Origin of the sequence: Aphanothece sacrum FPU1, from assembly GCF_003864295.1 — a bacterium.
Lineage (GTDB): Bacteria > Cyanobacteriota > Cyanobacteriia > Cyanobacteriales > Microcystaceae > Aphanothece_B > Aphanothece_B sacrum.
Genome location: NZ_BDQK01000017.1, coordinates 399,948 through 418,456, shown reverse-complemented (window position 1 = coordinate 418,456; position 18,509 = coordinate 399,948). Strand labels below are relative to the sequence as shown.

Here is an 18,509-nt window from a genome sequence, read left to right as displayed (position 1 = left end):
TCTGATTGAAAATCATGTTAGAATTATTGACCCTAGCTTATCCAAATATTGATAATTTTCCCGAAGATAATTATAGTTATTATCTAACTCGTATGGTTTCACTTTGGGGGGATGATTTGCTTAACGAATGGATAGAATCTTTGCAAAATCAAGAGTCTGAATTTTTGCCTTTAAATAAATCTTCTGAAATGACCCTCGATAATTAAATTTTTAGCATAAATTTAAGATATAGCAGAAGGCAGTAGGCAACAGTCAAACCTTTGTCATCGTCCTTGTTTGAGCTTTTAAAAATGTCCTAATTGCCTGGGCTACTGATATAAAAAAAGAAAACATAACATAACATTTTCTTTAGAAATATCAACCAGCAGGTGAAGAAATCCTTCACCTAATTTCTTTGTAAGTAATACCAATTCCCTGAATTAAAAGTCACAATAGAAAAGTTCGTAGTGATGGCTTTAGCCATTATTATACAAAGCTTTCAAGCACTAACAGGAACCTAATTGATAATTCATAATTCATAATTCATAATTCATAATTTATAGCAAATCTCTACGCGAAACTTTACCAATGGATTTCGGTAAGGTTTTGATGTCTATAACTTTTAAAGTTTGCATATCATAAGTTGTGTAAATTGTCCCTCCAGAAGTTAAGACAATATCGACAACAGTTAAACTTTTTCGAGGGGGTAAATCACTATTTAAAAGTTTACGGGGCCCTCCTCCTAATGCACCAGTATGAAGTAATTCTAATTGACCTTTTTTCCCTGGATAATAAGCATGATGATGACCACTTATATATGTATGAACGTCATACTTTTCTAATAATTTTTGCAAGGTTTCTCCTTCATTCATAAAATTGCCGCCGTTATCCCTTCCTACTGCAACTGGATACAACGGAAGATGACCAATAGCTAGACGTAATTTAGCTTTTTGTGCCTCTTGACTGTTTAAATTTCGTTCAACCCAAGTTAATTGTTCAGGAGAAATAATATTAGTAGAACTATCCCACACTAAATAAAAAATATCCTGTTGTTTGAAGGTATAATAAAAGGGAAAATTGGCTTTATCAATAAAGTTTAATCCAGGATTATGAGTGGGTTCATTCCAATAAGCTGAGGCTAATTCTCTCTCTGACTCAAAGATAAATTTACCTTGATTAATTGCCCCTGACGCATCATGATTTCCCATGGTAAACCCAAAGGGAATTTTTGCTTGTCTTAACGGGGCCGTAATATGATTATCAAAGGCTGACCACATAGCTTGTATTTGTGTTTTAGTAAGAGATTTCTTTTGTCCAGCAATCATGTCTCCTCCACATAATACTAAGTCGGGTTTCCAGTCAGGAATTAAAGCGATCGCTTGATCAACTTCTGGTTCATAAGTGGTTGATCCATATTGACTATTAAGATCACTAATAACAACAATTCTAACATCTCCTTTTACGGGTGCAAATAAGCCATCAGGTGCAACGGCAACTGGTTGACTTATTAGAGGTTTTTCAGATGAAATAGGCTGAGATTTGGGAGGGCTAAAACTATTATTGCGACTGAAAACTTGATGGGTTAAGGTAGCCATTCCTGCCCCCATTAATCCTCCGGTAACAATTAAAAATTGACGACGATTATAACTCATATTTGTCTTAAAAAGTAAAGTTTAAATAAATTATGAATTATGAATTATGAATTATGAATTATGAATTATGAATTATGAATTATGAATTATGAATTATGAATTATGAATTATGAATTGTCCCATTATCAATTATCCATTGTCAATTATTCAACACTGACTAAGACAAATCCTCTGGTTTTACCAGAAGCAGAATCTTTAGTATTAATGGCTTGCCATAAGTCTTCAGCTTTTACCCATACAGGAGGATATTTGTAACGGGATACATCCAAAATAAGAAAGCGATCGCTTTGTTGATGATAAGCTGCAACTGGTGAAATATGTCCCCCTTTTTCTTGACCCATAGTAGAACGTAAATAGTTAACTAAAACAAAATTATTCGGTTGTTTTAAATTATCAATAAGACGCTGACGAAATTCTTTTAAAGTAACTTCACTGCCATAATTTATATCAACTTTTATTGGATAACTTGCTAATAATTGTCCTAATTGTTGTAATGTCATTCCCTGTTTTGATACGATGTCTTTCGTCATCACTTCTTGAGTTTTTGGGTTATCAAAAATATTGGTTTGAGTGAAACGTTTATATTTTCTCCATTCCGGTGCTTTTGGTGCAGGAATAGATAAAGCATTGAGTACCATTACCATGCTTGCTACTCCACAAAAAGCACCGTTTTCTTGGGTTTCAAACTGAATACTTAAGGGAATATAATCTTGACGTGCTGTACTTTCAATCAGAAAAGTTTCTCCTTCTGATGAATTAAAATTAATTAGGTTAGGAGTTAAGGGTAACGTTTGAGCAATTAATTCACTCGGAATAAAACATAGTCCGATCATTAAAATTCGTGAAATCAAGGGACTCATAATAATAACCACTATAAATTTCTATTTATTTTCATGATTATAACTCATGTGTTAACAGCCTTTCTACTATAGAGTTTTATAGAATAGCGATCGCATTCTTAAACCTGCATAAATTTTTGAAAAACCAGTATATATTTTTTAAAAAACCAGTATATATTTTTTAAAAACTTTGATATGCTTTGAAATATAACGTGAAAAACCAGCCCGTACGAGGTGTAGGGGAGAAAGCAGAACTAGATAGCCTAAAAAATGTTACGATTGCCACAGAAGAAGAAACGTGATAAAAAAAGGAACCAACGCTACATGCAAGAGTTTGACAAATCAATATCCTTTGACGGACGGGATATTGCACTAAAACTAGGACTGCTTGCCCCACAATCAGGGGGAGCAGTTTTAATCAGATCCGGAGATACGGCAGTTTTGGTGACAGCAACACGAGCAAAAGGGAGAGAGGGAATTGATTTTCTGCCCTTGACAGTTGATTATGAAGAGAGACTTTATGCGGCCGGGCGTATTCCAGGAGGATTTTTACGGCGTGAAGGTCGTCCTCCAGAAAAAGCTATTCTTATCAGTCGTTTAATTGATCGTCCCTTACGTCCCTTGTTTCCTCACTGGTTACGGGATGATATTCAAGTGATTGCGACTACTCTGTCGATGGATGAAGAAGTGCCTCCCGATGTTTTAGCGGTAACAGGGGCTTCTATTGCGGTCATTCAGGCGCAAATACCCTTTTTTGGCCCCATGGCTGCGGTAAGAGTGGGTTTAGTCGGAGATGATTTTATTATTAACCCCACCTACAAAGAAATCAACACCGGAGATTTAGACTTGGTGGTGGCTGGCACTCCTGACGGGGTGGTGATGATAGAAGCAGGTGCCAATCAACTCCCAGAACAAGATATCATTGAAGCGATTGACTTTGGTTATGAGGCGGTTCGGGACTTAATTAAAGCCCAGTCAGAGATCATGCAAGAGTTAGGCCTTGAATTAGCAACTGCCGAACCTCCAGCCGTCGATGAAGCTCTCGAAAGCTTCTTACGACAACAGTCTTCAGAATCCATTAAAAAAGTTCTGGTACAATACGATCTCGATAAAACGGGCCGAGATAAACTTCTAGATGAGATCAAAGAAACGACCATCACCAATGTGATCGCTGAACTTCCAGAGGAAGATCCAGTTAAAGTAGCGGCCAGCCAAAGTTCTAAAGTGGTCAGCAATCTTTACAAAGATTTAACCAAACAGTTAATGCGCTCTCAAATTGTTAATGAGGGAGTTCGTGTTGATGGACGAAAACTTGACGAAGTGCGCCCTATTTCCTGTCGAGTGGGTTTGTTACCCCCACGAGTTCATGGTAGCGCATTATTTAACAGGGGTCTAACTCAAGTGCTTTCCTTAGCAACTTTGGGAACTCCCGGAGATGCTCAAGACTTGGGGGATGATCTGCACCCTGAAGACGAAAAACGTTACCTCCATCACTACAATTTTCCGCCTTTTTCCGTGGGAGAAACTCGTCCCATGCGTTCTCCTGGACGGCGCGAAATTGGTCACGGGGCCTTAGCCGAACGGGCGATTTTACCGATTTTACCCCCTCAAAGTGAGTTTCCTTATGTGTTGCGGGTGGTATCAGAGGTATTGTCTTCTAATGGTTCAACTTCTATGGGGTCAGTTTGTGGCTCAACCTTAGCTTTAATGGATGCGGGAGTTCCCATTGTTAAGCCTGTTAGTGGGGCGGCTATGGGTTTGATTAAAGAAGGGGATGAAGTGCGTATCCTGACTGATATTCAAGGAATTGAAGACTTTTTAGGAGATATGGACTTCAAAGTCGCAGGAACCGATAGCGGTATCACGGCCCTACAAATGGATATGAAAATAACGGGTTTACCCATGGAAGTGGTTGCTCAAGCCATCCAGCAAGCATTACCGGCCCGTTTACATATTCTAGATAAAATGCTGGCGACTCTCCCTGAACCTCGTGTTCAATTATCTGCTTATGCTCCTCGTTTACTGACCATGAAGATCGATCCTGATATGATTGGATTAGTCATTGGGCCTGGTGGTAAGACCATTAAGGGTATTACAGAGCAAACCGGATCTAAGATTGATATTGGGGATGATGGTACGGTAACTATCGCCGCTATTGAAGCTGAAAAAGCGGAAAAAGCTAAACAAATTATCTACAATATGACCCGCAAACTCAATGAAGGAGAAGTATATATGGGCCGAGTGACCCGTATTATCCAAATTGGGGCTTTTGTGGAAGTTCTTCCCGGAAAAGAGGGAATGATCCATATTTCTCAATTAGCCGAGGGACGAGTCGGTAAGGTCGAAGATGAGGTGGCCGTAGGCGATGAAGTTATCGTCAAAGTGCGCGAAATTGACGCTAAAGGTCGTCTTAATTTAACTCGTTTAGGAATACATCCTGATGAGGCTGCCGCCGCCCGGAAAGCCGTAACTCCTGTTTAATTAGTCACTTCGTTTTTGGTTCATGGTTCATTATTTATTTAATGAACTTTGAACCGTTAATTTTATTAAAGCTTTTGGTTCTACCGGACAAGTTATGCTAAATCATCACAAATAAAAGACCTTAACTCGTTCATAGTTAAGCTATATAAACAAAGGTTGCCTACCCAACCTATAATGGATGTCCACGAAGGTGGACTTCGTTTTTATAGGATAAGGCTTTAGCCTTTTATTAATTGTTAGTTTAGCATAGTTTGTCCGGTAGAACCTATATTACCCTTATATTCATGTTCTGGCTCAATCTTTTATGAAAAAATTATTAGAAATTACCAGTATTTTGCTTATTTGTGCTAGTCCAATATTAGCTGTTGAGTTGGGTAATGGAATCACTATTTTTAATAAATCTCCACGCCTCATTGATATGGTGACTACATTAAGTAGTATTAGAGCCTGGGGGGCTAATTATTATGTTACCATTGAATTACCTAAGAATGTAGGAGAATCTCTGCAAAAATTGACCATTAAACAAAGTCAAGGAGCAGAAATTATTAGTTATGATTTAACAGAAACATTGGCCTTTGAAGGAACTCCCCTTAACCGAGGTAATTCTCTAACAGTTGCTAAAGCTAAACAAAATTTAGATACTAATGAGATTACCATTATTTTAGATCCTCCTGTGCCTCCAGGGAACACAATAACCGTAGGACTTAAACCTAAAATAAATCCTGAAATTGGAGGCGTTTATCTCTTCGGAATCACTGCTTATCCTACAGGAGAAAAACCTCAAGGATTATATCTTGGCCCAGGTAGATTAAGATTCTATCAACATAGCGATCGCTTTCCTTAAGCTAACTACTATTGACATGACAAAAAATAAATCATTAAAGTAGTGTAAATAGCTACAGATTATTATCACGATTATAGATAATAATGGATGATTAAAACTTAATTTGATTTAATTTTTTATCATCGTGCCATTTCATGAAACCTAGAATTATTGTCTGCGGTTTAGGCCGAACTGGCTATCAGATTTTTAGCTTATTGAGACGACAGGGTGCATCAGTTGTTGGAATCAGTGATCGCCCCATCTTAGGACAAGAAGAACCCCAAATTATTGTCGGTGAATTGCGATCGCCAGTAACTTTGGCAAAAGCTGGTATTCATCATGCACAGACCCTCGTATTAGCAAGTCATGACGATGCCGTGAATTTGGGGGTCTTAACCCAAGCAAGGTTACTTAATCCCCATATTCGCATTATTAATCGTTTATTTAACAATACTTTAGGGGAAAGACTCGATCAAACTTTACCAGATCACGTAAGTATGAGTGTTGCGGCCCTAGCGGCCCCGATTTTTTCTTTTGCAGCATTAGGCAATAAAGCGATCGCTCCGAATATTTCGGTTGTATTACGTTCTCATGAAGCTCAATTTGCTAGGTCAGTACAAGAGGTTTTTGACTTTGAAACTGTCTTATGTCCCGCAGAATTAGCTACTCCTTCCTTTGCTGCTGCCGCTCTTGGCGGTAGAATTTTAGGGAATGGCATCACTGATGATTTGTTATGGGTTGCTTTAGCTACTCTCATTACACCAAATCATCCTTTGTGTGGACAAAAATTACCACAAGCAGCAATGAATGGAAATTTTGTTCCTCTTTATTTAGAAAGACAACAACAGAATATTCATAGTTGGGATTTGTTAGAAATTGTTCTACAATCTGGGGATATTTTATATCTAACTATGCCCGCTAATGAATTAGAAAAGTTATGGCGAACCCCTTCAACAGACCTATTTCTTAATGAAACATCTATAATTTAATAAGTAAAGCTTATGATTCGTAGGGTGGGTTAGACGCGGCAACAATTTTGACCGGAAAACTAATAAGATTTAGGACGCGTCGTAACCCACCATCTTAAAGATTGGGTTCTACCGGACAAGTTATGCTAAATTATTACCAATAAGAGACTTTAACTCTCAAGAGTTAAGCTATACAAACAAAGGTTGCCTACGCAACCTACAAATAAGTCCGCGCTCGTCGGACTTCGTTTTTATAGGATAAGGCTGGCTCTCCCGACATCTTGGTATAAAATGTATAATCAGCTACAATACTTAAGATGGTGGGTATGGATTATTCGCTCCTAGACAAAGCAGGGGCCGAGTCAACCAAAGGCTCTGTCCAAGGTGAAGGAGTCGCTGCAAGTCTATCTTGTTGTAACTGGTTAAGGGTAGCCACAAAATCCTTAATCCCTTGAAATCTACCATAAACGGAAGCAAAGCGAATATAAGCCACTTCGTTTTCATCTCGTAAATATTCTAGTACCAACTCTCCTATCTCTTGACTGCTTACTTCTCTTTGGGGACGTTGTTGTAAATGGGCTTCAATATCATCGACAATAGTTTCGATACGTTGATGAGAAATACCTGTTTTTTCACAAGCTCTTACCATTCCTCGCAATAATTTAGAAGAGTCAAAAGATTCTTTTTTGCCATCGTGTTTGATAACGGTAATAGACACAAATTCAATACGTTCATAAGTCGTAAAGCGGTGTTTACAGTTCAAACATTCCCGACGACGACGAATACTTTGTCCCCCTTCTGAAGAACGGGATTCTAGAACACGACTATTGGTATAATGACAGTAGGGGCATTGCATAAGACTGTCCGTGGCAAGGAAAAATTAAGCGTGAGAAAGTCACAAACGGTTTTCAACACAAGCCTGAGATTCGGATCAAAAAAGAATATACTGAGCCGCCCTTAATCTTTATCTAGACAAAGCTAAATCAAGATTCGGTAAAATCGGCTCAGATAAAATTTTTAAGGGGGTTAACTTTAGTATGGATAACCTAAATTTACTTTTGGATGCGAGGAGGTTCCCGAAACGCGATCGCAAAAAACAATACGGCTATCATCATGGTCAATATAAGAATATAAGCAACGCTTTCCATCTTAATAATTTCCTAAAATTGCTTGCATACCTAGTCTATCAAAAAAAAGCCATAAATATCAGCTTATTTTTATTAGTTCACCGCTTAAGCAGATGGTTGATAAAGTAAGGAATGACAAACAGTTGATTCTGCACAATCTGCCCCATAGTAACGGGTGCTTCTGAGGGAATCATGGCTGATTCATATTGTAAGACCAACAGGGCGTTCCAGCCCATAAAAAACACGGTGGTGACTATTCCTACGATTTTCCAGGGATGGGAGGGGAAATAATCCCATAAAGCAGCTAATCCCCAAACAAAAATAAAGCTGCAATTAGCAAACATTCTGCCACCAAAACTTGATCCTTGCCACCAACACCACCAAGCAGCGACTAAGTATACTTGTAACGCAAAGGCAATAAAAAGAATCCAGACCAGGGTAGGAAACCGTTTTCTTACCAAAATTAAGCCAATAATAGCTAAAAATAATAAGGGATGCCAGGAAAATAGTCCATGAAAGCCTGAAAACAGGACATTTAAGATGGCGGGGTTGACCCAATGAAAACTTGCCTGATAGCCCTCGGCTGCCCCTTCCTGTAAATAAGGTATATTAAAAAAACTGCCAAATTGCCACTGATAAATCAGAAGTTGAGGAATTTGCATTAAACCTGTAACTAAGGCAATAATAACTAAGGGTAGACCATAGGCGAGCGCTATTTGATAGGGCTTTAAAGTAGATTTAGTATCGGAATGATCAGTTTTGCGCCAATCAGTGATTATAGTGGCTAGAATCATCAAAATGGGGACGCTCATAAATAAAACGTCTTGAGGTCTAACTAATGCGCCTAAGCCTAATAATAGTCCTAATAAAATTTGTTGACGGCGTTGTTTTATCCAAGGAGTAGCGATACAAATATAGAGAAATAGAGAAATCAGAAATTGAGAGACTCCATGAGACATGGATGATTCTATTGATAAATAAAAGGTGAGGGGAGAAGCAAACCAAACTCCAGCTACTCCTAAAACGGATGGGGTTTGACTAAAAAATAATCGGGCCCCTTTATAACAGATAATTAAGCCAGCGATTCCTAATCCAATACTACCAAGACAGTAAAATAATTCGTAAGGCCAAGATAGTCCATTAGGGACAACATTTAAGCCCAGGGTCTTTAACATTAAGGTGACTAGGTGTCCTAATGCAAAAAAGGGAGAGAGGACTAAGCCCATGCCCAAGGTATATTTACTATAGTCTGGAATGCCTTTATCTACCCGAACACCTCCACCAAAGTTAGAGGCAGAATGGGAGAGATATTCGTATTCGTTAGAAATTTTGAGATCTCCGTCAAAAATCAGAGAACGCAGGGGAGTATAGTAACCAATGCCATCCCCATAAACCCCAAAGCCTACTAAATAGAAGTTTAGTAGAAAAATGGCTAGAGTTACCGCGATCGCCACCCACAGAAGCGGTTTAACCCCGATTATCTTAATTGGTGATAATTTCATACTTTACATAAAAATCCTAATTCAGTTTGTTTTAATTTGTATAGAAAACCCTCGTTTTAACACTTCATTTTATCATTAAAAAATTAAAACCAAAGTCTGAGTTGATTACTCACAAAAGTTTAGGTTGAAGTTCTGTCAGCGAATAAGTCTAGTTGTTGTTCTTTAAAGTAAATCACCTTTTTTCATAATTCCTTTAGCAAAACTTCTGATTCATTACCAGCATTTAAGATTACAATTCGGCCATGAATTATATTGATCATTGAAGATTGTCAGGAAGTGATACTTATGGGTGAGTCAAAACGCATACCAGTTGGCATTATTGGGGCTTCAGGATACGGTGGGGTACAATTGGTAAAGTTGTTACTAGAACACCCTAACGTAGAAATTGTCTATCTAGGTGGCAAGGATAGTGCTGGAAAGCTCTACAGTGATATTTATCCCCACTTGGGCCACCGTGTTAATTTTACCATTGAACCTATTGATACAGACGTTATCGCTGCTCGTTGTCAGGCGGTCTTTTTGGGACTTCCTAATGGACTTGCTTGTGATTTAGCCCCCCCATTAATAGCTAAAGGGGTTAAAGTATTAGATCTATCGGCGGATTACCGTTTTAAAGATTTACAGACTTATACTCGTTGGTACAATAAAGACCGCACTGATGGGGAAACGGCGGTTAAAGCGGTTTATGGACTCCCTGAATTGTACCGTGAAGAAATTAAATCCGCTTCTTTAGTGGGGTGTCCAGGATGCTATCCTACCGCAAGTTTAATGGCCTTATCTCCTTTACTCAAACAAGGTTTAATTGTCCCAGAAACCGCTATTATTGACGCAAAATCAGGCGCATCAGGGGGCGGCCGTCAAGGTAAAATTAATTTATTATTATCAGAGGCTGATGGTTCTTTTGGGGCTTATGGAGTTGCTAAACATCGTCATACCCCAGAAATTGAACAAGTTTGCTCAGAATTAGCGGGTCATGAAGTTAGGGTGCAGTTTACGCCCCATTTAATCCCTATGGTACGAGGTATCCTGGCGACTGTCTATGCGACTTTAAGAGATCCAGGGTTAGTTAGGGACGATATTTTGACCATTTACAGCGCGTTTTATCGGTCGTCTCCTTTTGTTAAAATTCTCCCGAATGGCACTTATCCTCAAACAAAATGGGCTTGTGGGACGAATCTTTGTTACATTGGCATCGAAACCGATGATCGCACCGATCGCGTGATTGTCCTCTCTGCTATTGATAATCTCATTAAAGGTCAAGCTGGACAAGCAGTACAATGTTTAAATCTGATGATGGGATGGGAGGAAACTCTTGGTTTACCTCAATTATGTTTCTACCCGTAAGATTAATTGATAATTGATAATTACCTATCTCTAGAAATAAGGAGAATTGAAAGAAATGAACTTTTTTTCTTTTTCCTTGAAAGTAGAGGTTTTCAACAGAATTAATTATCAATTGGTAACTGATAACTGATAACTGATAACTGATAACTGATAACTGAAATGACCACTCCTGACTGGGTAAAAAATGCTATTTTTTATCAAATTTATCCTGATGCTTTTGCTAGAAGTGTCCCCCCTCAACAACAATGGTTACTCGATGTTCCCTTAGAAGACTGGAATAGTCCCCCGACTTTTCAAGGATATAAGGGGGGGAACCTCTGGGGAGTGATTGACAAATTAGATTATTTGCAAAATTTAGGGGTGACAGCCCTTTATTTTACCCCTATTTTTCGTTCAGCAAGTAATCATCGTTATCATACTCATGATTATTATCAAATTGAGCCTTTATTAGGGGGTAATGAAGCATTTGACAAGTTGTTAAAAGAAGCCCATCAACGAGGATTAAAAATTGTTTTAGATGGGGTGTTTAATCATGCTAAGTAGTCGGACATAAATAAATAATACTATGTTAAGAAATGTAACTAGGTTGTAACCCCTCTCCCTGCTCCGGCGCTCCGGCGCTCCCCTGCTCACTTCACCGTAACGTTTATTTTTGTCCAGTTACTTAGTCGGGGCTTTTTCTTCTTTAATGATATCGATGTTTGCCTTTTTTCTGTAGATACATTGCTTGATCCCCTTGAGTGAGCAAACTTTCTAAAGAATCTGATGATTCAGGGCTATACTTGACTTGTCCAACACTAAAAGAAAGTTGATAAGGTTGATTAGATTGTTGATTAAATTTAGCTAAATTATTAAGTAATCTTTGATAAACTGCTTGCTGATCAAAGATTACTTCTGCTGCGGTTAAAATAACGAATTCATCTCCTCCTAAACGAGCTATAATATCCACATCTCGGAAAGTTTGCTTAAAAAGATTAGCCGCATCTTTAATCATTTGATCGCCAATTTCATGCCCATAGGTATCATTAACCAGTTTTAAGCCATCGAGATCGATAAAAAATAAGGTACAGTAATAATGATGACGACGAGCAATATCTAATTCATGTTCTCCTAATAAATTAAACCCCCTTCTATTAGATAATTGAGTTAATTCATCAGTGAGAGAAAGTTGTCTAACTTCTTTTTCTGCTTGTTGTCGATAACTAATTTCTTCAACTAAATTTTGATTAGCTAATTCAAGTTCTGCTGTGCGCTCTTTTACCAGTTTTTCTAATTCAGAATATACCTGAATATTTTCCATTGCGATCGCGGTTGAATCTGCTAATGCTTGCAATAATTTAATTTCTTCTGGAGTCGATTCATGATATTGTGACCAATAAATACCGATCGCTCCAATCGGATCAAGACGACGAATAGGAGCGGTTAATAAACTTTTAACAAAAGTAGGTTTATAAGCTTCATAAGGAATACGACTATCTCCCAAAACATTAGGAATAATCGCAGGTTGACGATTATTCATAGTCCAACCCCCAATACAAATATCCAGAGGAAAACGCATTCCTTTCCACAAAGGAGCGATCGCATCTTCATCTGCGTAAAAACAATTGCTTCCATCCCGTAAAATAAAAGTAGCACCGTCCGATTGAGTCAGTTTACGGGCTGCGTGTTTAACAATATACATGACTGTCTCTAGATCACGAGCTAAAGAGAGTTTTTGGACAGTTAGGATTAAATGTTCTATGGGATGAGAAGGGTTATCAGAAACCTCATCAATGGGACAAGAAGGATGAAAACTGCTCATAGCTCACCGTTAAGGGAAATTTATTCTTATCATTATTTTTCTCTATTTTTAAATATTTATTAAGGGATTGTAATTAATCTTAGAATTTAATATTTTTAGAAATCTTTGTTAAGTTTTACTTACTAGATGACTGGATAAACCCGAACTCAGGTTAATAGAAGTGAGGGACTTTTGCTATCGTTTTGGGTATTGGGTTTCGTGCCTCAACCCAACCTATAATACGGCGTTGCTGAATCAGGGTATGAAACAACTATTCTTTGCGTTGATTCTTTGCGCAAGATAAGAATCATACCATCAATCAGCAACACCTAATTTTTCAAGGCGGCTGGATTCCCTAAACAAATAAACGCTGCCCAATATTGCGTTTTATTCGGTTTACTTAACATAATCACTCCGTCGGTTTTGTTAACTCAGATGGGGGGCGATCGCTATTCCAGGCCCACCAAGCTTGTTGGCATTCGCAGTGATAAAATTCTTGCCATTTACGACGATAATCTTCACATAAAACGGGGGCCCGTCGGTTAATCCAAACTCGTTGTGCTTTACTGGCGGCCTCATGACAACGAGGACAACAAAATTTTAATCCATGAATAGCATTTTGACTCCAATCAGGGGGAACGAGGCTAAAAGCATCCATTATGTTCATTTCCTCTTATGAGTTGATTTCTTATTTCAATAGCTTAAACCAGTTATCCGTAGGGGGTGACAAGTAGGCAAAAGTCAAGATTGGGGTTAGGGGTTGGGGATAAACAGAAAGTCCGCGCTCGTCGGACTTTGTTCGTATAGCCACAGACTTTAGTCTGTTGGCGTTTTGGACTAAGTTGACGCAAATGAAGGTCGTTCACCCCTACAACGGTTGATTATTAATAATTTTTAGCGGACTTTGCTAATAATAATCTAGTTAATCGCCACCGAAAAAAACGTCTTATTTTTAACAAGCTTTTTTGTAATAAATTCCTTAAAACTTGGAGTCGATGACGAGTAGTTGGCAAGCGAAAAATATAAGCAAGTCGTCTAATAATAGACCCTAAATATCCTTCAATATTCAGACAAAAACTAGAGACAATTGCTTCTCCTTTTCCTAATGTTAGCATATCCCCAAGATGTAAATAATAAAATGCTTTTAAAGGTTTATTTTTTATAAGGGCAATTAAATTTTTAGCCGCACAACTTGCCTGTTGATAAGCCACTTGTGCTGTAGCAGGAATTTGTTGTTTAGTCTGATGAATTTCTGCTAAATCACCTAAGGCAAATACCTCTGGATAATCCATTAGTTGTAATGTAGGAAGGGTTAACAGTTTTCCTTGGGCATTTTGTTGACAGTTTAACGCCTTAATCCATGATCTTGATTGGGTTCCCCCTACCCAGATAACTAAATCAATCGGTAAAGTTTCTTGTTCTTTTTGACGAATTAAAGTTATAGAATCTTCAGCAATTTTATTAACGTTGGTTTGTCGATATAATTGTATACGACGAGAATCTAAAGCTTTATAAGAAGCTGAACGTACCCCCTGAGAAAACCATTTTAAGATCTCATTTCCTCGTTCAATTAAAACAATTTCTCCTCGTTTTCCCAGACGATCAGCTAATTTACAAGATAGTTCAATTCCGTTCGGGCCGGCCCCAATGACGGCTAATCTTATTCGTTGACGTTCCGATGTTTCTAATAAATGTAATTGAGTTTGTAATCGTTCTACATCGGCTAATGTACGAAAAGTTAAAGCATTATTTTTTAACCCTGGAATATCCGCCCAACGGTTTTGAGTTCCTACCCCTAAAATTAAATAATCATAGCTTAATAATTGATCATCATCTAGTTTAACTTGACGAGTTTTAAGATCAATTCCTTCAACAGTATTTTGACATAATTTAATGGGGGTTCCTGCTAATAATTTTTGATAAGATGGGGCAATTTCCCACCGTTGTAATTCTCCCGTAATTAACTCATATAATAAGGGAGTAAATAAAAAAGAATCATTTCTTTCTACTAACGTAATTTGATATTGTCCTGATTTTATCTCAGAAAAACGAGTCAGAGATAAGGCTGTATAAAGTCCACCAAATCCCCCGCCTAAAACACATATATTAATTAAAGGTTTGTTATTCATTAGAATTCAAAATAAATAAACTCAGATGGAATATTTGCCGCTAGTAAAATTGTTAAAGCTAATAATACTGGAGACACCCAGCGAGACAATAATAATTCATATTCAAATTTACCTTGCCAAACAGCGATATGTTCCATTAATAAAATCAACGTAGACAGAACTAAAACCAGTCCTAATGCTGATACCTCATTGACAGTATAAGATGACCAAACTCCTTGAAAATTATCCCAAGAATAAGCCCCAGGAGTCACTAAAGTATGTAACTTAGTTAAGAGACGATGACTGTTAGTTTCCATGAAGAAAAGACAACCAAAAATGACAGAACCAAAGGTTAAACCCCAAGAAATAATCTGGGGACGAGGGACATAATTACCAATTAATCCATAAAAGGGCCGACCTAAATAACGTAATACTAATAATAATGCCCCATGATATGCTCCCCAAATAATAAAATTCCAGGCTGCACCGTGCCAAAATCCTGATAAAGTAAAGGTTAAAAATAGGTAAAAAGCAGCCCATTTTTTATTTGATCCCATTAAAGGTAAAAAAACGTAATCTCGAAACCAGGTACTAAGTGTAATATGCCAACGTCGCCAAAATTCATTAATACTTTGTGAAGTATAAGGGGCTAAAAAGTTAACTGTTATATTAACTCCTAAAAAATGCCCTAAACCTACAGCTACAAAGCTATAACCAGCAAAATCAAAATAGATTCTTAAGGTAAATAATAAGGCAAAAAACCAAACTGTCCAAGCATTATTACTAATAGTTAAGTCAATATATGGAGCAATATTATCAGCTAAGACAAATTTCATAAAAAATCCTAGAGATATCCACTTAAATGCTTGCTCAAAATTATCAATAGTAAATTTAAAACGAAAGGATTCTATTTGCGGAAATAAATCTTTACGACGTTCAATTGGCCCTGCTACAATTTGAGGGAAAAAAGATACAAAGTTCATGTAATCAAGAATTCCAATCGGTTTCTTTTTGCGATCAGCTAATGAGTCAACCACAAAACCGACCATTTGAAATGTATAAAATGACAGTCCAGGGGGAATTTGATTTCTAACAGGAATCGGAAAGGTTTGTTGCCAATTATCAGGAATATTTAAGAATATTCCTAAGAGATCTTCTACAAAGAAAGTCAGATATTTAAAATAAGCTAAAATACCAATATTAATAACAATAACAATAGTGGCAATTAATTTAGCTTTCCCTCCTTGAAGGCGTAACATCCACCACACCATCAAGTAGTTAAAAATAACTTCAAAAATAAAAATAACAAAACTAGAACGACTGGCATTAAGAAATAAAATAAGGGATAAGGCTAAAACCCCAATAGTATCAAAAATACCTCGCCATAAATTAAAAGATTTAGCAATGTAGCGCACCGTAAAATAGGGAACGCTAAATAAAATTAATACCCACCAAAACGAAAAATCAGAATAGTTCATTTCATAAATTTATCTTTTACTCGACTTACACAACGCCTCTAGATATTGGGTCTTTTGCTAGGATCAATTCATGAATTGACCCTACAAGTGATGCTGGTTCATGAGTCCAGTTTTATTTAAACCTTCCAAAAAGACCACCCCAACCTTTTTTATTTTCAGCCAAATTTTCCGAGGCTTTATTGTTAGGAACTACGGTGGTTAATTCTTCTGCTTTTAAGTTATCTAATGCCCCGGTAATATCAAAATTTTCGGCTAAATATTGAGATGCTTTAGCAATAGTTGGATAATCCCAAAATAAAGTATCAGGAAGTTTCATATCTAGCCAATCTTCTAAGTCTCCTACTAAGGTTACAGCATCAATGGAGTCGAGTCCATAACGAGTTAAAGGTTCACTAACTTTAATGGTGCTAGGATCATGAGATAATTGTTCAGCTAACTGCTTGATTAGCCACATTTGTAGGGCCTCTACCGGGTTAGTTACGGTTTGGGGTTCATTAAGCTTTAAGCTGGAGTCCTGAAGTTGCATAGGGTTTATCCTCTGGTGATTGTGATTGAGCAAGTTGAAAAGGAACTATTGAAAATAGTTTATCTTCTTTGTATAGTTTTAGCAGTTCTTGAGCAGTATTTTCGACGTAGATTTCACTGAGACAATAAGGAAGATGTCTTATTGTTCGTAATAGTCGATGTAAACTCAAAACTAACCATTCTCCCTTAGCAAAAAAGTCTCCTAAAATTGTGCGATTATAAAGCCACATATGTAAACAAGCGGCGGCCGCATGAAGATTACAATATTTTTTGGCAATTTCAAACAATTCAGGGGACTGATCATGACCATATTCAAATTTTGAATTAGCAATTAATTGATCATGATTATCTAATTCCTCTAAAACTAGATTACCCAATTGTAAGAGGTTTTCTAACACTTGTTCATCTAGATCAGATGTTTGTTTTAAATCTTCAAGTTGTTGTAAGGCAATTTCTAACCCTTGTAAGGGATCATCTATGCCTCGTCCAAATAATTCTAACTCAGTTGGTGTAAAGGTAGGCAGAGGTTTTTCTAATGAAAAAATCGTTTCTAGTCGTCCTTGAATTTCTGCCATTGTATTTGACTTTCTGCGACTACGATATTTTGTCAGTGGACGCAATTGTAATATCAGGGCGTGTAAATTTACAACCGTACTACCATCAAACATACTGATAATAGAATTATCTCGTAGTACCTTTTGAAAGATTCCCCAGTCGTGTTCTTCGCGCATATAAAAGCGAGAACCTAACACCACATAAACATTATTGATCATGGTTTCTAACTGAGTGGTGACAAAGTATTTCACCACAGAGGCCCAAACACTAAATTGTTCGGGAACTACATGAAATCCTCTAGCTGATCCAATGGTTTCACAATCACAGATTAACAAATCTAAAAAAGCATCTACCAATGTTTGACGAGGTTGGGGAAGATCAAATACTGTTTTCCCATAAACAATACGTTTTGAAGCAAAATTAAGAGTTGTTCTTAAGGCTGTATCTGCTGCCCCTAATGAGAAAGCAGCGCATAAAGTACGAGTAATTTGAAACCCTTTTAGGGCAATTTCTAAGCCATCTCCTTCATTTTTTAGGCGCATTGAATCAGGAACAAAACAATCTTTAAAGCCAATTCCACTCATATCGGAAGCCCGAATTCCATGAGTCAGAATTTTAGGTAAATTGTAATATTTTTCTGGATCTAATTCTCGCTTGTTCACCATAAATAAGGTTAAACATTTGGCCCCACCTTCGGGAGCAGTTTTAGCTAAAATATAGGAAATTCCCGATATTGTTGCTCGGTTAATTGGCCATTTTTCCCCATTGAGAATATAACCTCCTGATACTTTTTTCGCTGTTAGATCACCCCCAACTAGATCACTTCCATGTTCTCGTTCAGAATAACCTAAACACATTGTCCCCTGTTCATTTTTAATATAATTGGCTAATTTTTGCTTTTGTTCATCGCTTCCACTCATCCAAGTAATAAATGACCAAAAAAGAGTTGTAAAAGCAATACCAATAGTTTGATCTCGACGACTTAAAACTCGAACAAATGCGACAAATTCCTCAAAAGAGGTAAACTCCCCACCACACTCCGCCGGAACATAATAATGTTGCAGTTTCCAATTGTAAAGCCATTCGATCTGTGAGTGAGGAAATTCTTCCGTCTCATCGATGTCAACTACTTGTTTAAAAGACATTATGTTATTAGGATCTAAGGGATCTCCTAAGTCTTTTTCAAGTGTTTCTGCAACCGAGTATTGCTTGAGTTGGTGCATATACGGTTCTCTTAAAATTAAACTAAATCGCTTGTCTTCCACTTCTCACAAGAGTGAGTGATGTTGAAGGTTCGATCATTTACAAAAATTAGACTTCATTGTAGCTGTTTTGTGAAAATTAAGCA

16 protein-coding genes and 1 pseudogene are annotated in these 18,509 nt (G+C 37.4%); 6 read left to right on the top strand and 11 right to left on the bottom strand.

The genetic code is table 11. The annotated features are described in order from the left end of the window. Window positions 1-14: 14 nt before the first annotated feature. Window positions 15-206: a hypothetical protein gene (locus tag AsFPU1_RS21965; RefSeq protein WP_124976235.1), complete on the top strand. Its 192-nt coding sequence runs from the start codon at window positions 15-17 to the stop codon at window positions 204-206. A 330-nt stretch (window positions 207-536) separates the two neighbouring features. Here the strand turns inward: AsFPU1_RS21965 and AsFPU1_RS21960 are convergent, their stop codons facing one another. Both AsFPU1_RS21960 and AsFPU1_RS21955 read right to left on the bottom strand, forming a co-directional pair. Continuing rightward, complete coding sequence (locus AsFPU1_RS21960; protein ID WP_124976236.1) at window positions 537-1,631, bottom strand: metallophosphoesterase family protein; 1,095 nt, start codon at window positions 1,629-1,631, stop codon at window positions 537-539. Between the two features lie 143 nt (window positions 1,632-1,774). Continuing rightward, window positions 1,775-2,491, bottom strand: coding sequence for a phytochelatin synthase family protein (locus tag AsFPU1_RS21955; protein ID WP_172957539.1), 717 nt, complete (start codon window positions 2,489-2,491; stop codon window positions 1,775-1,777). Between the two features lie 303 nt (window positions 2,492-2,794). Between AsFPU1_RS21955 and AsFPU1_RS21950 the strand changes: the two genes are divergently transcribed. From AsFPU1_RS21950 to AsFPU1_RS21940, 3 genes are all read left to right on the top strand, one after another. Next, on the top strand, window positions 2,795-4,951 hold the full coding sequence (locus tag AsFPU1_RS21950) for a polyribonucleotide nucleotidyltransferase (protein WP_124976238.1): 2,157 nt from the start codon (window positions 2,795-2,797) through the stop codon (window positions 4,949-4,951). Window positions 4,952-5,255: 304 nt separating this feature from the next. Further along, window positions 5,256-5,795 carry a DUF2808 domain-containing protein gene (locus tag AsFPU1_RS21945; protein ID WP_124976240.1) on the top strand — a complete coding sequence of 180 codons (540 nt, stop codon included), beginning with the start codon at window positions 5,256-5,258 and terminating at the stop codon, window positions 5,793-5,795. 134 nt (window positions 5,796-5,929) lie between these two features. Beyond that, window positions 5,930-6,763 carry an NAD-binding protein gene (locus AsFPU1_RS21940; protein WP_124976242.1) on the top strand — a complete coding sequence of 278 codons (834 nt, stop codon included), beginning with the start codon at window positions 5,930-5,932 and terminating at the stop codon, window positions 6,761-6,763. Between the two features lie 310 nt (window positions 6,764-7,073). Here the strand turns inward: AsFPU1_RS21940 and nrdR are convergent, their stop codons facing one another. The 3 genes from nrdR to AsFPU1_RS21925 form a co-directional block, all read right to left on the bottom strand. Beyond that, window positions 7,074-7,598: a transcriptional regulator NrdR gene (gene nrdR, locus AsFPU1_RS21935; RefSeq protein ID WP_124976244.1), complete on the bottom strand. Its 525-nt coding sequence runs from the start codon at window positions 7,596-7,598 to the stop codon at window positions 7,074-7,076. A gap of 196 nt (window positions 7,599-7,794) precedes the next feature. Continuing rightward, the gene (locus tag AsFPU1_RS21930) at window positions 7,795-7,890 is read right to left on the bottom strand and encodes a photosystem II reaction center protein T (protein WP_124976246.1); all 96 of its coding nucleotides are present in this window, start codon (window positions 7,888-7,890) and stop codon (window positions 7,795-7,797) included. Between the two features lie 77 nt (window positions 7,891-7,967). Beyond that, window positions 7,968-9,371, bottom strand: a complete 1,404-nt coding sequence (locus tag AsFPU1_RS21925) for a hypothetical protein (protein WP_124976248.1) — start codon at window positions 9,369-9,371, stop codon at window positions 7,968-7,970. A 285-nt stretch (window positions 9,372-9,656) separates the two neighbouring features. Between AsFPU1_RS21925 and argC the strand changes: the two genes are divergently transcribed. Beyond that, a complete protein-coding gene (gene argC / locus AsFPU1_RS21920; protein WP_124976250.1) occupies window positions 9,657-10,715 on the top strand; it encodes an N-acetyl-gamma-glutamyl-phosphate reductase in 1,059 nt (352 codons plus the stop codon). Between the two features lie 159 nt (window positions 10,716-10,874). Beyond that, a pseudogene (locus AsFPU1_RS21915) lies at window positions 10,875-11,252 on the top strand (alpha-amylase family glycosyl hydrolase); the annotation flags it as partial. Window positions 11,253-11,400: 148 nt separating this feature from the next. Here the strand turns inward: AsFPU1_RS21915 and AsFPU1_RS21910 are convergent. From AsFPU1_RS21910 to AsFPU1_RS21885, 6 genes are all read right to left on the bottom strand, one after another. Continuing rightward, window positions 11,401-12,516, bottom strand: a complete 1,116-nt coding sequence (locus AsFPU1_RS21910) for a sensor domain-containing diguanylate cyclase (RefSeq protein WP_124976252.1) — start codon at window positions 12,514-12,516, stop codon at window positions 11,401-11,403. 388 nt (window positions 12,517-12,904) lie between these two features. Next, window positions 12,905-13,153, bottom strand: coding sequence for a hypothetical protein (locus AsFPU1_RS21905; RefSeq protein WP_124976254.1), 249 nt, complete (start codon window positions 13,151-13,153; stop codon window positions 12,905-12,907). 226 nt (window positions 13,154-13,379) lie between these two features. Beyond that, window positions 13,380-14,624, bottom strand: coding sequence for an NAD(P)/FAD-dependent oxidoreductase (locus tag AsFPU1_RS21900; protein ID WP_124976256.1), 1,245 nt, complete (start codon window positions 14,622-14,624; stop codon window positions 13,380-13,382). Beyond that, on the bottom strand, window positions 14,624-16,081 hold the full coding sequence (locus tag AsFPU1_RS21895) for an MBOAT family O-acyltransferase (RefSeq protein ID WP_124976258.1): 1,458 nt from the start codon (window positions 16,079-16,081) through the stop codon (window positions 14,624-14,626). The genes AsFPU1_RS21900 and AsFPU1_RS21895 overlap by 1 nt, the downstream gene beginning before the upstream one ends. 112 nt (window positions 16,082-16,193) lie before the next feature. Then, window positions 16,194-16,535, bottom strand: a complete 342-nt coding sequence (locus tag AsFPU1_RS21890) for an acyl carrier protein (RefSeq protein WP_227873574.1) — start codon at window positions 16,533-16,535, stop codon at window positions 16,194-16,196. Window positions 16,536-16,575: 40 nt separating this feature from the next. Then, window positions 16,576-18,384 (bottom strand): acyl-CoA dehydrogenase family protein, encoded by a 1,809-nt coding sequence (locus AsFPU1_RS21885; protein ID WP_124976262.1) that lies wholly within the window; start codon window positions 18,382-18,384, stop codon window positions 16,576-16,578. Between the last annotated feature and the right edge of the window lie 125 nt (window positions 18,385-18,509).

Bases quoted from the DNA above. Each gene is read 5' to 3' on its own strand.
- nrdR (WP_124976244.1), bottom strand. From the start codon at position 7,598: ATGCAATGCCCCTACTGTCATTATACCAATAGTCGTGTTCTAGAATCC.
- AsFPU1_RS21960 (WP_124976236.1), bottom strand. From the start codon at position 1,631: ATGAGTTATAATCGTCGTCAATTTTTAATTGTTACCGGAGGATTAATG.
- AsFPU1_RS21940 (WP_124976242.1), top strand. From the start codon at position 5,930: ATGAAACCTAGAATTATTGTCTGCGGTTTAGGCCGAACTGGCTATCAG.
- AsFPU1_RS21945 (WP_124976240.1), top strand. From the start codon at position 5,256: ATGAAAAAATTATTAGAAATTACCAGTATTTTGCTTATTTGTGCTAGT.
- AsFPU1_RS21890 (WP_227873574.1), bottom strand. From the start codon at position 16,535: ATGTGGCTAATCAAGCAGTTAGCTGAACAATTATCTCATGATCCTAGC.
- AsFPU1_RS21885 (WP_124976262.1), bottom strand. From the start codon at position 18,384: ATGCACCAACTCAAGCAATACTCGGTTGCAGAAACACTTGAAAAAGAC.
- AsFPU1_RS21900 (WP_124976256.1), bottom strand. From the start codon at position 14,624: ATGAATAACAAACCTTTAATTAATATATGTGTTTTAGGCGGGGGATTT.
- AsFPU1_RS21895 (WP_124976258.1), bottom strand. From the start codon at position 16,081: ATGAACTATTCTGATTTTTCGTTTTGGTGGGTATTAATTTTATTTAGC.
- AsFPU1_RS21950 (WP_124976238.1), top strand. From the start codon at position 2,795: ATGCAAGAGTTTGACAAATCAATATCCTTTGACGGACGGGATATTGCA.
- AsFPU1_RS21955 (WP_172957539.1), bottom strand. From the start codon at position 2,491: ATGAGTCCCTTGATTTCACGAATTTTAATGATCGGACTATGTTTTATT.
- argC (WP_124976250.1), top strand. From the start codon at position 9,657: ATGGGTGAGTCAAAACGCATACCAGTTGGCATTATTGGGGCTTCAGGA.
- AsFPU1_RS21965 (WP_124976235.1), top strand. From the start codon at position 15: ATGTTAGAATTATTGACCCTAGCTTATCCAAATATTGATAATTTTCCC.
- AsFPU1_RS21930 (WP_124976246.1), bottom strand. From the start codon at position 7,890: ATGGAAAGCGTTGCTTATATTCTTATATTGACCATGATGATAGCCGTA.
- AsFPU1_RS21905 (WP_124976254.1), bottom strand. From the start codon at position 13,153: ATGGATGCTTTTAGCCTCGTTCCCCCTGATTGGAGTCAAAATGCTATT.
- AsFPU1_RS21910 (WP_124976252.1), bottom strand. From the start codon at position 12,516: ATGAGCAGTTTTCATCCTTCTTGTCCCATTGATGAGGTTTCTGATAAC.
- AsFPU1_RS21925 (WP_124976248.1), bottom strand. From the start codon at position 9,371: ATGAAATTATCACCAATTAAGATAATCGGGGTTAAACCGCTTCTGTGG.